The 13,415-nt window shown below is 67.9% G+C and carries 14 protein-coding genes; 12 read left to right on the top strand and 2 right to left on the bottom strand.

All coding sequences use genetic code 11. The features are described from left to right. Nucleotides 1-103: 103 nt before the first annotated feature. Complete coding sequence (locus HUS23_14050) at nucleotides 104-556, top strand: low molecular weight phosphotyrosine protein phosphatase (protein ID QKT05101.1); 453 nt, start codon at nucleotides 104-106, stop codon at nucleotides 554-556. 37 nt (nucleotides 557-593) lie between these two features. Here HUS23_14050 and rne read toward each other — a convergent pair whose 3' ends face one another. Further along, nucleotides 594-3,317 (bottom strand): ribonuclease E, encoded by a 2,724-nt coding sequence (gene rne, locus HUS23_14045; protein ID QKT04853.1) that lies wholly within the window; start codon nucleotides 3,315-3,317, stop codon nucleotides 594-596. Nucleotides 3,318-3,726: 409 nt separating this feature from the next. Between rne and rluC the strand changes: the two genes are divergently transcribed. From rluC to HUS23_14030, 3 genes are read left to right on the top strand one after another with little or no spacing between them, the layout of a single operon-like run. Continuing rightward, complete coding sequence (gene rluC / locus HUS23_14040) at nucleotides 3,727-4,701, top strand: 23S rRNA pseudouridine(955/2504/2580) synthase RluC (GenBank protein QKT04852.1); 975 nt, start codon at nucleotides 3,727-3,729, stop codon at nucleotides 4,699-4,701. 44 nt (nucleotides 4,702-4,745) lie between these two features. After that, nucleotides 4,746-5,387: an HAD-IA family hydrolase gene (locus HUS23_14035; protein ID QKT05100.1), complete on the top strand. Its 642-nt coding sequence runs from the start codon at nucleotides 4,746-4,748 to the stop codon at nucleotides 5,385-5,387. 36 nt (nucleotides 5,388-5,423) lie between these two features. Further along, nucleotides 5,424-6,395 carry a S49 family peptidase gene (locus tag HUS23_14030; protein QKT04851.1) on the top strand — a complete coding sequence of 324 codons (972 nt, stop codon included), beginning with the start codon at nucleotides 5,424-5,426 and terminating at the stop codon, nucleotides 6,393-6,395. An 87-nt stretch (nucleotides 6,396-6,482) separates the two neighbouring features. Here HUS23_14030 and maf read toward each other — a convergent pair whose 3' ends face one another. Next, entirely contained in the window at nucleotides 6,483-7,061 is a 579-nt protein-coding gene (gene maf / locus HUS23_14025) for a septum formation inhibitor Maf (protein QKT04850.1), read from the bottom strand. Nucleotides 7,062-7,277: 216 nt separating this feature from the next. Between maf and HUS23_14020 the strand changes: the two genes are divergently transcribed. From HUS23_14020 to fabF, 8 genes are all read left to right on the top strand, one after another. Further along, nucleotides 7,278-7,724: a DUF177 domain-containing protein gene (locus tag HUS23_14020; GenBank protein ID QKT04849.1), complete on the top strand. Its 447-nt coding sequence runs from the start codon at nucleotides 7,278-7,280 to the stop codon at nucleotides 7,722-7,724. 16 nt (nucleotides 7,725-7,740) lie between these two features. Then, entirely contained in the window at nucleotides 7,741-7,923 is a 183-nt protein-coding gene (rpmF, locus tag HUS23_14015; protein ID QKT04848.1) for a 50S ribosomal protein L32, read from the top strand. A 76-nt stretch (nucleotides 7,924-7,999) separates the two neighbouring features. Next, the gene (gene plsX, locus HUS23_14010; GenBank protein QKT04847.1) at nucleotides 8,000-9,040 is read left to right on the top strand and encodes a phosphate acyltransferase PlsX; all 1,041 of its coding nucleotides are present in this window, start codon (nucleotides 8,000-8,002) and stop codon (nucleotides 9,038-9,040) included. Further along, nucleotides 9,037-10,005, top strand: coding sequence for a ketoacyl-ACP synthase III (locus HUS23_14005; GenBank protein QKT04846.1), 969 nt, complete (start codon nucleotides 9,037-9,039; stop codon nucleotides 10,003-10,005). Before plsX ends, HUS23_14005 begins: the two co-directional genes overlap by 4 nt. 54 nt (nucleotides 10,006-10,059) lie before the next feature. Next, a complete protein-coding gene (gene fabD, locus HUS23_14000) occupies nucleotides 10,060-10,995 on the top strand; it encodes an ACP S-malonyltransferase (protein ID QKT05099.1) in 936 nt (311 codons plus the stop codon). 33 nt (nucleotides 10,996-11,028) lie between these two features. Next, nucleotides 11,029-11,772, top strand: a complete 744-nt coding sequence (gene fabG, locus HUS23_13995) for a 3-oxoacyl-ACP reductase FabG (protein QKT04845.1) — start codon at nucleotides 11,029-11,031, stop codon at nucleotides 11,770-11,772. 120 nt (nucleotides 11,773-11,892) lie between these two features. Beyond that, entirely contained in the window at nucleotides 11,893-12,129 is a 237-nt protein-coding gene (gene acpP / locus HUS23_13990) for an acyl carrier protein (GenBank protein QKT04844.1), read from the top strand. Nucleotides 12,130-12,148: 19 nt separating this feature from the next. Further along, nucleotides 12,149-13,390, top strand: a complete 1,242-nt coding sequence (fabF, locus tag HUS23_13985; GenBank protein QKT04843.1) for a beta-ketoacyl-ACP synthase II — start codon at nucleotides 12,149-12,151, stop codon at nucleotides 13,388-13,390. Nucleotides 13,391-13,415: the final 25 nt, after the last annotated feature.

The raw sequence follows: 13,415 nt of genomic DNA, 5'->3' as shown, positions 1-13,415 counted from the left end.
GCGAGGTCTCGCCGATACTGGATATAGCAATCCCGACGCGCTGGACAAGCATCAGGAGCAGTCCGTGACAGAACAGCAGAAGATCAAAGTACTCTTCGTGTGCATGGGCAACATTTGTCGCTCGCCGACCGCACACGGGGTGTTTCAGGCCAAGGTACAGGAGGCCGGATTGGCCGGCCGGGTGGAAATCGATTCCGCCGGCACGCACGACTACCACGTGGGCGCGCCGCCGGACAGCCGTGCGCAACAGGCGGCCCTGCGCCGCGGCGTCGACCTCAGCACGCTGCGCGCACGGGCGGTGGCGGATGTGGACTTCGACCATCACGACTACGTGCTGGCGATGGATTTGGACAACTACGCGCTGCTGGAGCAGGTCTGCCCCCCGGCGCAACGACATAAGCTGAAGCTGTTTCTGGAGTTCGCCCCCGACGCACCGGTGCGCGAGGTGCCTGATCCTTACTACGGGGGCGCGGGCGGATTCGAGCGTGTGCTCGATCTGGTGGAGCAGGGCGCGGAAGGACTGCTGAACGACATCCGCCGGCGTATCGGGCGCTGAGCCGCGCCCCGTAGGGCCGGCCCAGCGTCCGTTTCGCTCAGCTGTCGTTGTTGCCGGCCCCTTCGCGCGCCGTACGCCGTTCCTCCGCCGGAGCTGCAGGAGCGTTCGGCTGCTCCTGGCGACGCTCACCCTGCCCCTCCGGCGCACCGTCGCGGCGGCCATTCGAGCTTTCGGCCGGCGGCGCCGCAGCGGGTTGGGCGGCAGCTTCAGCGGGCTGGTCACGCTTGACCGCCGGCGCCGATGGCGCGGCGGCCGGCACCGGGGCAGTTGGCACCGGGGCGCTCGGCGTCGGAGCAGCGGACGCGGCGGCCGAACCGGTGGAAGTTGTATCGCGCTGCGGCTCGGGTCGCGCGGGCGGGGTCACCGCCGGTTTGGCAGCGGCGCCGCCGGCCCGCTCACCCTCCGCCTTCGGCGCAGCAGGGGAGGCGCCGGCTGCCGTCTCGGGCTTCGAGGCCGACTGCCCGGTCGTTTCCGGCTTCGCGCCGGAGGGGGCCGACGTCGACCCCGCGCCGCCGGGCGCGCCACTCAGTTCACGGCTGTCGCTCGGCCCACGGGGCTCACGGGTAGCCGCGCGCTCCGACGCGGCTTCGCGTGGAACGCCCTCGGTCTCTTTCTTGCGCTCGGTCGGCTTGTCCCCGGCGCCGCCGTCGCGCGTGCCGCGCGCTTCGGCGTCGGCCTGAGCCGGGCGCTGGTCGGCACCGCCTTCTCCGACGGCACCCTTGCGACGACGCCGACCGCCGCGCCGACCGCGCCGGCTGCTACGCTGCTCCGGTTTGCCCGACTGATCGTCGTCCTGGGCCGCAGGCGCAGGCGCGGGCCCGGAGGCGGCAGCAGCGGTGACGGCAGGTGCGGCGGCGGTCTCCTTGGGTACTTCGGCGCGCGGTGCGCGGCGTTCGCGCTCGGGCGCGGCCTTGCCGGCACCGCCGGCCGGGGCCGTGGGGCGTCCACCGCGTTTGCGACCGCTACCCTCGGCGCGACGTCCGCCCCCGTTCGCGCCCCGGGCATCGGTGGGCGCGGCACGCTTGGCGGGGCGGGGCGCCGGCGCGGCGCCTTCTCGAGCCTCTTCGCCGGCACCGAACAGGCTCGACCAGAGTTTGCGAATGAAACTCGGCTGAGCGGGGCGCTCGGCCGGGGCGGCCGCTTCGGGCACGGAGGGGCGCGGCACCGGCGGCACGACCGCGCGCACCAGTGGTTCTTCGGGCGCGGGACGGGCCGGTGCTTCGGCCGCCTCCACCTCGGGCGTCTCCATCAACTCGTAGCTGGCGCGCACATGGCGTTCGCTCGCGACCTCGTCGACCCGCACGCGCTCGAGGCGGTAATGCGGCGTTTCGAGATCGGGGTTGGGTACCAGCACGACCCTGACCCGCTGGCGATTCTCCACCTCCGCCAGTTGCGCGCGCTTCTCGTTCAGCAGGAAGGTGGCCACGGCGACGGGCAGCTGCGCCACGATCTTGCCGGTCTTCTCCTTCATGCCTTCTTCTTCGATCAGGCGCAGGATGGACAGCGCCAGCGACTCGACCCCGCGAATGGTGCCGTGGCCGTTGCAACGCGGACAGGGGATCTGGCTGGATTCGCCCAGTGACGGGCGCAGACGCTGGCGGGACATCTCGAGCAGGCCGAAACGCGAGATGCGCCCGATCTGCACGCGCGCGCGGTCCATCTTCAGCGCTTCCTTGAGACGGTTCTCCACCTCGCGCTGGTGGCGCGCCGGGGTCATGTCGATGAAATCGATGACGATCAGGCCGCCGAGGTCGCGCAGGCGCAGTTGGCGGGCGATCTCATCGGCCGCCTCCAGATTGGTGTTGAGCGCGGTCTCCTCGATATCGCTGCCCTTGGTGGCGCGCGAGGAGTTGATGTCGATGGACAGCAGCGCCTCGGTGTGGTCGATCACGAGAGAGCCGCCGGAGGGCAGGCGCACCTCGCGATTGAAGGCCGACTCGATCTGGCTCTCGATCTGATAGCGCGTGAACAGCGGCACGTCGTCCTGGTACAGCTTCACCTTGTTCAGGGTCTGCGGCATCACCTGCTTCATGAAGTCGCGCGCCTGCTCGTAGACCCGCGGCTCGTCGATCAGGATCTCGCCGATGTCGGTCGAGAAATAGTCGCGGATCGCGCGGATAAGAATGTTGCTTTCCTGATAGATCAGGAACGGGGCGGAGCGCGATTGCGCGGCCTCCTCGATGGAGCGCCACAGCTGCAGCAGATAGTCGAGGTCCCACTGCAGTTCCTCGACGCCGCGGCCCACGCCGGCGGTGCGCAGGATCAGGCCTGTGTCCTCGGGGATCTCCAGCGAGGCCATCGCGTCGCGCGCATCGCTGCGATCGTCGCCCTCGATGCGGCGGGACACGCCACCGGCGCGCGGGTTGTTCGGCATCAGAACGAGGTAGCGCCCGGCGAGGCTGATGAAGGTGGTCAGCGCAGCGCCCTTGGTGCCGCGCTCTTCCTTGTCCACCTGCACCACCAGCTCCATGCCTTCTTTGAGCACGTCCTTGATGTTGACGCGCCCACCGGCCTCCGGGGCGTTGATGAAGTAGCTGCGGGCGACCTCTTTGAGGGGCAGGAAGCCATGGCGCTCGGCGCCATAGTCGACGAACGCGGCCTCCAGACTGGGCTCGATGCGCGTGATCTTGCCCTTGTAGATGTTGGCCTTTTTCTGTTCCCGGCTGCTGGACTCGATATCCAGGTTATAGAGGTACTGCCCATCGACCAGGGCGAGACGCAACTCTTCCGCCTGAGTCGCGTTGAAAAGCATCCGTTTCATTTAGTTCTCTCGGGCGCCCGCTCGGCCCGTCTCCGCTCGTCGCGGCATAACCCGCACGGCCCACGATGAGGTGGGTAACAGCTGCCTCGTTGTGGTGCGAAGGTAGCGCGCGCCGCTGTGGCGCTGCGCGGTCCCCCCGCTCGTGCGGACCCGCGACACGGAGCGTGTCCGACCGGGAGCGCATTGTCGAGCCGCTCAGAAGGGGCGAGCGGCAAAACCCTTGACGTGAGTCACTCAGCGTTTCTTGTTTGCTTGCTAGTGCCAGTGAATCCCAGGCGCCTCGGCAAAGGCGCCCGCGTATGTAAACCCGCCGACTCCGGCGCGGATCGCGCGCCAGGATGCCGACGCGCCACTATAACAGCCCCGCGCAAGTGCATCAAACGTCTGCAAGTTGCTATCATGCACGACCATGGAGCAGAACATCAGGCCCTCACCGGCCCGCATCGTCGAGGTGAGCACGGAGGAAGAGGGTCAGCGCATCGACAACTTCCTCACCGCGCGTCTAAAAGGCGTCCCCAAGACACTGATCTACCGGATATTGCGTAAGGGGGAGGTGCGGGTCAACAAGGGCCGCATCCGCCATTCCTACCGCGTGCGGCGGGGCGACCAAGTACGGATTCCCCCGCTGCGCACGTCCCCGACCAAGCTCGTCTCGCCGGGTGCGCAGGCCCTCGATCGTGTGGCCGACGCCGTCTTGTACGAAGACGAGCGCCTGTTGGTGCTGAACAAACCGGCGGGCATGGCGGTGCATGGCGGCAGCGGCCTCAGCTACGGGCTGATCGAGGCCCTGCGCGCGGCGCGGCCCGATCTGCCGTCGGTGGAACTGGTGCACCGCCTCGACCGCGAAACCTCCGGCTGCCTGCTGGTGGCCAAGCGGCGCAGCATGCTGCGCGCGCTGCACGAACTGATCCGCGAGCAGGACATGGACAAGCGCTACCTGGCGCTGCTGCGCGGGCGCTGGGAGGGCGGCGAGCGTACGGTGGAGGCGCCCCTGGTAAAGAACGTGCTGGCCTCGGGCGAGCGCATGGTGCGCGTGGGCGAGGCCGGCAAGCCGTCGGTCAGCGTGTTCGCGCCGCGGGTGCGTTACCGAGACTGTACCCTGGTGGAGATCACGCTCGTGAGCGGGCGCACGCACCAGGCGCGGGTGCATGCGGCGCACATCGGCCACCCCATCGCCGGCGACCCTAAGTACGGCGACGAGGCCTTCAACGCCCGTATGCGCGAAGCGTACGGGCTGCGGCGTCTGTTCCTGCACGCGGCCACCTTGCGTTTCCAGCTTCCCAACCAACCCCGGCCGCTGGAGTTCCGCGCACCGCTGGACAATGCGTTGCAACAGGTGTTGGCTGCCTTGGACGCGGCCGAACAGCGGGTGGAGGAGGCGTGAGCGGGCCGTACCGCCTGCTGGTATTCGACTGGGACGGCACGCTGATGGACTCGGCGGATCGCATCGTGAGCTGTCTGCGCCAGACGGTCCACGATCTCGGGCTGGACCCGCGCAGCGACGCGGCGCTGCGCGACATCATCGGCCTGGGCCTGCGCGAGGCGGTGGAGCAGCTTTACCCGGACTGCGACGACGCCTTGTTCGAGGCCTTCAAGCTGCGTTACCGCCACCATTTTCTCGCCCCGGACGCGCAACAGCCGGCGCTGTTTCCCCAAGCGCGGGCGACACTCGAGCGGCTGAGCGAGGAGGGTTATTTCCTGGCGGTGGCGACCGGAAAGGGGCGCCAGGGCCTGGATCGCGTCCTGGCGGCGACGGGCTGCGCGCGCTACTTTCACGCCACCCGCTGCGCCGACGAGTGCCACTCCAAGCCGCATCCCGCCATGTTGCAGGAGCTCACCGACTATCTGGGCGTCGAGGCGCGCGAGACGCTGATGGTCGGCGACAGCGAGTACGACATACTGATGGCGGCCAATGCAGGCGCCGCCGCGCTGGGAGTGAGCTTCGGCGTGCACGGCCGTGACCGCCTGCTGCGCGCGGGCGCGCGGCATTGCGTCGACTCCGTGCCGGAGGTGCGCGACTGGCTGCGCGATCAAGCGCTTGAAGTGCCGACCCCCGTCCGCGCAGAATAGCCGCCTCCCGCCAATCGCGGGATCGAGGAGCGAAACATGGACAACACCGAACAGCGTCAGCAACCCCCGCGCGAGCAGCTGCCATGGGAGCGCGAGGTGCTCACGCGCCTGGCTACCGCGGCGGTGGACGAGCAGCGCCGCGCGCGGCGCTGGAGCGCGGTGTTCAAGGGGCTGTTTCTGGGTTACCTGCTGCTCGTGCTGCTGCTGGTGTATCAGCCGTTCCAGGTGGACGAGCGCGCCACGCCGCATGCGGCGCTGGTCGACGTGCAAGGCATCATCGCCGACAACAGCCAGGCCAACGCCGATGCCATTACCAGCAGCCTGCGCGCCGCCTTCCAGGATCAGCACAGCGTCGGCGTCATCCTGCGCATCAACAGCCCCGGTGGCAGCCCGGTGCAGGCAGGCTACATCAACAATGAAATCAAGCGCCTGCGCGACGAATTTCCAGACAAACCGCTGTACGCCGTGATCACGGACATCGGTGCCTCGGGCGGCTATTACATCGCCGCCTCGGCCAACGCGATCTACGCCGATCAGGCCAGCATCGTCGGCTCCATCGGCGTGGTCATGAACAGCTTCGGCTTCGTCGACGCGCTCGATAAGCTCGGCGTGGAGCGACGTATCCTGGCGGCCGGCGAGAACAAGGCCTTCCTGGACCCGTTTTCACCGCTGAAGTCGGACGAGGTGGCGCATATTCAGACCATGCTCGACCGCATCCACCAGCAGTTCGTCGAGGTGGTCCGCGAGGGGCGCGGCTCACGGTTGAGCGACGATCCGCGTATTTTTACGGGGCTGGTTTGGACCGGCGAAGAGAGCATGGATCTGGGGCTGGTGGACGGTCTGGGGAGCAGCGGTTACGTCGCGCGCGAAGTGCTCGGCGTGGAGCGCATGATCGACTACACGCGCCGGCCGCATTACCTGGATCTCTTGACCGAGCGGCTCGGCGTCGCCCTCGGCCGGGGGGTCGCGCAGGTGCTGGGTACCGACCAGGGCCCCACGCTGCGCTAGGGTCCGAACAACACCGCCCTGATGTTCTCAGCACGGCGGCACATCCCTGTCCGCCGAACCTGTGCCGCTGGATGCGGGTTATGCGGGCTAGGGGACTTCGACGCCCTCGGCCTCGAGCAGGCGCACCAAGCGGATCAACGGCAGCCCCAGCAGGGCGGTGGGGTCGTCCACGTCCACGCGCTCGAGCAGCGCGATGCCGAGTGCTTCGGTCTTGATGCTCCCCGCGCAACTGAACGGCTCGTCACGCTCCAAATAGCGCTGCAGGCGCGCATCGTCCAACTCACGAAAGGTCACCGCGCCGCGCACGACCTCGGTTTGCAGCCGCCCACTCGCGCCGTTCAGCAGGCTAAGGCCGGTATAGAACTCGACCTCGTGTCCCCGCACCGCCTGCAACTGGGCCAGCGCGCGCCGCGCGTCGCCCGGTTTGCCGAGCACCGTCCCGGCGTGCACCGCCACCTGATCGGCGCCGATCACCAAGGCATCGGGGTACGTACGCGCCGCGGCGCGGGCCTTGTCCTGGGACAGCCGCCGCACCAGCGCGACCGGCGTTTCGTCCGCCTGCGGCGTTTCGTCGACCTCGGGCGCGCACACCTCGAACGGTAGCTGCAGGCGCTGCAGCAACTCGCGCCGGTAAGGAGAGGTGGAGGCGAGGACGATGGCGGGCATGCAAACTCCTTTTTTTCGTTGACGGGGTCGCGCGCGCGCGGCAGACTCCGCGCCGGCGCCCTGGCTAGCATAGCACGCACCCCGACACGCCCTAACGCGCGCTTTGACAGGGCCTACGCCTCCCTATATGATGGCCGGCTTATGTCGGGAGCTCTGCCAGCGTTCATCGACCCGGCGCGCAAGGCGCAAGGCCGACGGTTTTCCGGGGTCTTCCCCGTGGCTCGCATGACCCGGTTGGGCGACATGCTCAGCCGGCGCGAGGGGGAGGTTTCGGTCCACCTCAGCCTGCCGCCCAGCGCTGAGGGAGTCGTGTTGCTGGACGGCCATCTGCAGGCTGAGTTGCACACGCTGTGTCAGCGCTGCCTGCAGGAGATGACGGTGGCGCTGGACCTGCACCCGCGGGTCGGCGTGGTGCGCCACCAGATCGAGGCCGAACGCCTGCCCGAGCCGTACGAGCCCCTGCTGGTCGAGGAGGGGGAGGTACAGGTCGCGGCATTCGTTGAAGACGAGCTGATTTTGGCGTTCCCGATCGTGCCGATGCACCCCTTGGACGCGTGTCCGGCGGCGCAGCACGTGCAGGAGACGCAACAGGAACAGGCGCCGCCGGCGCGGGACAACCCGTTTGCCGTGCTGTCGACCCTGAAGGGTAAGACAACTGATTAGCTAGAGGTTTTTCGTCATGGCAGTGCAAAAGAGCAAGAAGTCCACGTCCCGGCGCGGCATGCGGCGTGCGCACGACGCCCTCACGGGCCCGACGCTCTCCATCGACCCCACCACCGGCGAGACGCACCGCCGTCACCACGTGACGCCGGACGGCTACTACAAGGGCCGCAAGGTCATCGATCGTCAAGACGAGGAGTAAGGCGGTCCGCCGCCTTGCAATCGCGCGAGACGCACCCCAGCGGGGCGTCTCGCGCCTCCCGACGAGAAATAGCTTTATGGCGCAGTTCACCACGATCGCGCTCGACGCAATGGGCGGTGACGTGGGGCCGGCCGTGGTCGTGCCCGCCGCACTGACCGCCTTGCAGGCCCACCGCGAGCTACGGCTCATCCTGGTCGGCGATCGCCACATCATCGAGCAGACCCTGCAACAGCATGGGGCCGATTTCGGCTCGGGCGCCGATTCCCGCCTCGAGATCCACCACACCACGCAGGTCGTGGCCATGGACGAGTTGCCTTCGCTTGCCCTGCGCGGCAAGAAGGACTCGTCCATGCGCGTGGCGCTCAACCTCGTCAAGGAGCGCAAGGCGCAGGCCTGTGTGAGCGCCGGCAATACGGGCGCGCTCATGGCCACCGCCCGCTTCGTGCTCAAGACCCTCTCCGGGGTGGACCGTCCCGCCATCATCACGGCCTTGCCGACCATGCGCGGCCACACGCACGTGCTCGATCTGGGGGCCAACGTCGACTCCACCGCCGAGCATTTGTTCGAGTTTGCGGTCATGGGCTCGGTTTTGGTCAGCGCGGTGGATAATAATCCGGCCCCACGAGTCGGCCTGCTGAACATCGGGGCCGAGGAGATCAAGGGCAACGAACGCGTGAAGGAGGCTGCGCGCCTGCTGACCGGCAGCGGCCTGAACTACATCGGGTTCGTGGAAGGCGACGACATCTATAAAGGCAGCGCCGATGTCGTGGTATGCGACGGCTTCGTCGGCAACGTCGCCCTGAAGACCACCGAGGGCGTGGCCCGCATGATCACCCACTTCATGCAGCAGGCGTTTCGGCGCAATGCGCTCACGCGCATGGCGGGGCTCGCGGCGTTGCCGGTGCTCAAGGCACTGCGCAACCGGATCGACCCGCGCAAGTACAACGGGGCCAGCCTGGTTGGCCTGCAGGGCATTGTGATCAAGAGTCATGGCAGCGCGGACGTAATGGCGTACACCAACGCCATTCGCGAGGCGCTGGTGGAGGTCGAAAAGAACGTGCCGGAGCGGATCAGCAAGCAACTCGAGGTGTTTCTGGCCCAAAGGCGGGCGGTGTGAGCTACACGCGCATCCTCGGCACGGGCGGGTACCTGCCCGAAAAGATCCTGACCAACCAGGATCTCGAGCGCATGGTGGACACCTCGGACGAGTGGATCACCGAGCGCACCGGCATCAAGCGGCGTCACATCGCGGCGGAGCACGAGACTACCTGCGATCTGGCCGAACAGGCGTCGCGCCGGGCGCTGGAGGCCGCGGGCGTGGAGCCTGCCGAGGTCGACCTCATCATCGTCGCGACCACCACCCCGGATCGCGTGTTTCCCAGCACCGCGTGCCTGTTGCAGGACCGCCTGGGCGCGCCCGGCGGCGGTGCGTTCGACCTGCAGGCCGTGTGCAGCGGCTTCGTGTACGCGCTCAGCGTGGCGGATAAGTTCATCCGCACGGGCGCGGCGCGGCGCGCGCTAGTGGTCGGGGCCGAGACGCTGTCGCGCATCACCGACTGGACCGACCGCTCCAACTGCATCCTGTGGGGCGACGGCGCGGGTGCGGTGGTCCTGGGGCCGAGCGAGGAGCCGGGCATCCTGAGCACCCACATCCACGCCGACGGCCGCCACAAGGACCTGCTCACGGTGCCGGCGGGCATCTCCTCCGGCTATGAGGCCGTCCAGGCCGGCGAGGCCTACATGCAGATGCGCGGCAGCGAGGTGTTCCGCATCGCGGTGAACACGCTGGGGCGCATCGTCGACGAGACCCTGGAAGCGAACGGCATGCAGAAGTCGGACGTCGACTGGCTGGTGCCGCATCAGGCCAACATCCGCATCATCGCCGCCACCGCGCGCAAGCTGCAGATGTCCATGGATCGCGTCATCACCACCGTCGCCGATCACGGCAACACCTCCGCCGCCTCCGTCCCGCTCGCGCTGGACGTCGGCGTACGCGACGGGCGCATCAAGCGTGGCGAAACCCTGTTGCTGGAGGCCTTCGGCGGCGGTTTCACCTGGGGCTCGGCACTGCTTCGTTATTGAACGCCCGGCGCGCTACGCGCGGGGCGACGCACACCAACAACGCGGGAGCACTCAATCATGTCCTTGGCCTTCATCTTCCCCGGACAAGGTTCCCAATCGGTCGGCATGCTGGCGGAGCTGGCGGCCGCGCATCCGGCCGTGCGCGCCACCTTCGACGAGGCGTCGGAGGTGCTCGGTTATGACCTGTGGCGCATTGCACAGGAAGACCCGGAAGGACGCCTCGGCCAGACCGAGGTGACCCAGCCCGCGATGCTCGCCGCCGGGGTGGCGGTGTGGCGCGTGTGGTGCGAGGCGGCCGGCGAGCGCCCGCGTTACATGGCGGGCCACAGCCTGGGTGAGTATACCGCGCTGGTGTGCGCCGAGGCGCTGGCCTATCGCGACGCGGTGCGCCTGGTCGCCGAACGCGGCCGTTCCATGCAGGCCGCGGTACCGGCCGGCGAGGGCGCCATGGCGGCGATCCTCGGGCTGACCGATCCACAGGTCGAGGCGGTATGTCGGGACGTCGCGCAGGGCGAGGTGGTCGCGGCGGTGAACTATAACGCCCCCGGCCAAGTAGTGGTCGCCGGTACCCGCAGCGCAGTGGACCGCGCCGTGGCCCTGGCGCGCGAGGCGGGCGCCAAGCGTGCCGTGCTGCTGCCGGTCAGCGTGCCCTCGCATTGCGAGTTGATGCGGCCGGCCGCGGCTCAATTGGCCGAACGCCTGGCTGAGGTGGCGTTCAACGCCCCGCGCGTGCAGGTGCTGCACAACGCCGACGTGGCCGCACACAGCGAGCCTGGGCAGATTCGCGACGCCCTGGTGCGCCAGTTGTATAGCCCGGTGCGGTGGGTGGAGACCGTGCAACGCATGGCCGCCGACGGCGTCGACCGGGTGATCGAATGCGGGCCCGGCAAGGTGCTCGCCGGGCTGAACAAGCGCATCGACCGCTCGCTGCAGACGCTTTGCGTGCAGGATCCCGCCACGCTCGACGAAGCGCTCGGCGTGCAGGCCTGACTGCTGACGAACCAAGAAGACTAGGGGGAGCGCATGTACTCACTCGAGCAGGAAATCGTGCTGGTGACCGGCGCCAGCCGCGGCATCGGCAAGACCATCGCCTTGGAACTGGCGGCGCATGGCGCCGTCGTGGCAGGCACAGCCACCTCGGAATCCGGCGCGCAAGCGATCACGCGCTATTTGGAGGAGGCGGGCGCCAAGGGGCGCGGCTTCATGGCCGACGTGTCGGACCCCGCCTCGGTGGACGGGCTCGTCAGCGCGGTCGGCGAGACGCTAGGCGCCCCCAGCGTGCTGGTGAACAATGCCGGCATCACGCGCGACAACTTGTTGATGCGCATGAAGGACGAGGAGTGGGAGAGCATCATCAACACCAACCTCAGCTCCGTGTACCGCCTGTCCAAGGCCTGTTTGCGCAGCATGATGAAGGCGCGCCGCGGCCGCATCATCAACATCGCCTCGGTGGTCGGCTTCTCCGGCAACGCCGGGCAGACCAATTACTCGGCCGCCAAGGCGGGCGTGGTCGGCTTCAGCAAGTCGCTGGCGCGTGAGGTCGGCTCGCGCGGGATCACGGTCAACGCCGTGGCCCCTGGCTTCATCGATACCGACATGACGCGCGCGCTGCCGGAGGAGCACAAGCAGTCGCTGCTCGGACAGATCCCGCTCAACCGGCTCGGCACACCCGAGGAGGTCGCGGCGGCGGTGGTGTTCTTGGCATCGCCGGCGGCGGCTTACATCACCGGTACCACCTTGCATGTCAACGGTGGCATGTACATGTAAAAAGGCGGCGCATCAGCGCGTTAGGGTGCGTCCCCGTTTTTCTGGCATCGCTACCGCTATTTCAATAGAATACCCCACCGCGGCTTGGCCGCTATCGACCATTTGGAGGACATTACCGTCATGAGCACTGTGGAAGAACGCGTCAAGAAGGTCGTCGTGGAACAGCTCGGCGTGAAGGAAGAGGAAGTGACCGAAGAGGCCTCCTTCGTCGACGACCTGGGCGCTGATTCGCTCGATACGGTGGAGTTGGTGATGGCGCTCGAGGAAGAGTTCGAGACCGAGATCCCCGATGAAGAGGCCGAGAAGATCACGACCGTGAAGGAAGCGATCGACTACATCAAGAAGCACCAGGCCTAAAGGATTCGGGAGAAGCGCGTTGGCAAAGCGTCGGGTTGTCGTAACGGGGATGGGCGTGGTGTCACCGGTCGGGACCGGCCTGGACGCCGCGTGGCAGAACATCGTGAACGGGCGTAGCGGTATCGCTCCGATCACGCACTTCGACACCTCGACCTTCAGCACGCGCATCGGCGGTACCGTCAAGGATTTCGACGTAACGCGCTATCTGCAGGCCAAGGAAGCGCGCAAGATGGACACGTTCATCCACTACGGTATAGCCGCGGCGGATGAGGCCATGCAGGATGCAGGCTTGACGATCGACGGCGCGCTCGCCGAACGCGCGGGCGCCGTGATCGGGTCGGGGATCGGCGGACTGCCCGGCATCGAGGCCGGGCACAAGTCCTACCTCGACGGTGGGCCGCGCAAGATCTCGCCGTTCTTCGTACCGGCCAACATCATCAACATGGTCTCCGGCCATGTCTCCATTCGGCACGGTCTGAAGGGCCCGAACCTCGCGATCGTGACCGCGTGTGCCAGTTCCACGCACTGCATCGGTGACGCCGCCCGCCTGATCGAGTATGGCGACGCGGACGTGATGCTCGCCGGCGGCGCCGAGATGTCCAGCAGCCCCATGGGGCTCGGCGGTTTCGGCGCGGCGCGGGCGCTATCCACCCGCAACGACGACCCGCAAGCGGCCAGCCGTCCATGGGATCGCGAGCGCGACGGTTTCGTCCTCAGCGACGGCGCGGCCGTTCTGGTGCTGGAGGAGTTGGAGCATGCCCGGCGCCGCGGGGCGCGCATCTATGCCGAGGTTGCCGGTTACGGCATGAGCGGCGATGCCTATCACATGACGCTGCCCGAAGAGGGCGGCGACGGCGCGCGCCGTTGCATGCTGAATGCGCTGCGCAACGCCCAGGTCGACCCGAGCGAGGTCGACTACATCAACGCACACGGCACCTCCACGCCGGCCGGTGACCGCGCCGAGACGCGGGCCGTCAAGGCGGCATTCGGGGCGCACGCCCCCAAGCTCGCCATGAGTTCCACCAAGTCCATGACCGGCCACCTCCTGGGGGCGGCGGGTGCTGTGGAGGCGGTGTTTACAGCGCTGGCGATCCGCGATCAGGTGGCGCCGCCGACCATCAATCTGCACCATCCCGACGAGGAGTGCGACCTCGACTATGTGGCGCACGAAGCGCGCACCATGAAGATCGACGTCGCGCTGTCCAATTCCTTCGGTTTCGGCGGCACCAACGCCACACTGGTCTTCCGCCGCCTGCCGTGACGGCAGGGGGTGCGCCCCCGACTCA

The organism is Ectothiorhodospiraceae bacterium 2226, assembly GCA_013348725.1.
In the GTDB taxonomy this organism is placed as follows: Bacteria; Pseudomonadota; Gammaproteobacteria.
The sequence above is the reverse complement of the archived record's forward strand: the minus strand, read 5'-3'. Positions and strand labels throughout refer to the sequence as shown.

Bases quoted from the DNA above. Each gene is read 5' to 3' on its own strand.
- HUS23_14050 (QKT05101.1), top strand. From the start codon at position 104: ATGGGCAACATTTGTCGCTCGCCGACCGCACACGGGGTGTTTCAGGCC.
- rne (QKT04853.1), bottom strand. From the start codon at position 3,317: ATGAAACGGATGCTTTTCAACGCGACTCAGGCGGAAGAGTTGCGTCTC.
- rluC (QKT04852.1), top strand. From the start codon at position 3,727: ATGGAGCAGAACATCAGGCCCTCACCGGCCCGCATCGTCGAGGTGAGC.
- HUS23_14035 (QKT05100.1), top strand. From the start codon at position 4,746: ATGGACTCGGCGGATCGCATCGTGAGCTGTCTGCGCCAGACGGTCCAC.
- HUS23_14030 (QKT04851.1), top strand. From the start codon at position 5,424: ATGGACAACACCGAACAGCGTCAGCAACCCCCGCGCGAGCAGCTGCCA.
- maf (QKT04850.1), bottom strand. From the start codon at position 7,061: ATGCCCGCCATCGTCCTCGCCTCCACCTCTCCTTACCGGCGCGAGTTG.
- rpmF (QKT04848.1), top strand. From the start codon at position 7,741: ATGGCAGTGCAAAAGAGCAAGAAGTCCACGTCCCGGCGCGGCATGCGG.
- plsX (QKT04847.1), top strand. From the start codon at position 8,000: ATGGCGCAGTTCACCACGATCGCGCTCGACGCAATGGGCGGTGACGTG.
- fabG (QKT04845.1), top strand. From the start codon at position 11,029: ATGTACTCACTCGAGCAGGAAATCGTGCTGGTGACCGGCGCCAGCCGC.
- acpP (QKT04844.1), top strand. From the start codon at position 11,893: ATGAGCACTGTGGAAGAACGCGTCAAGAAGGTCGTCGTGGAACAGCTC.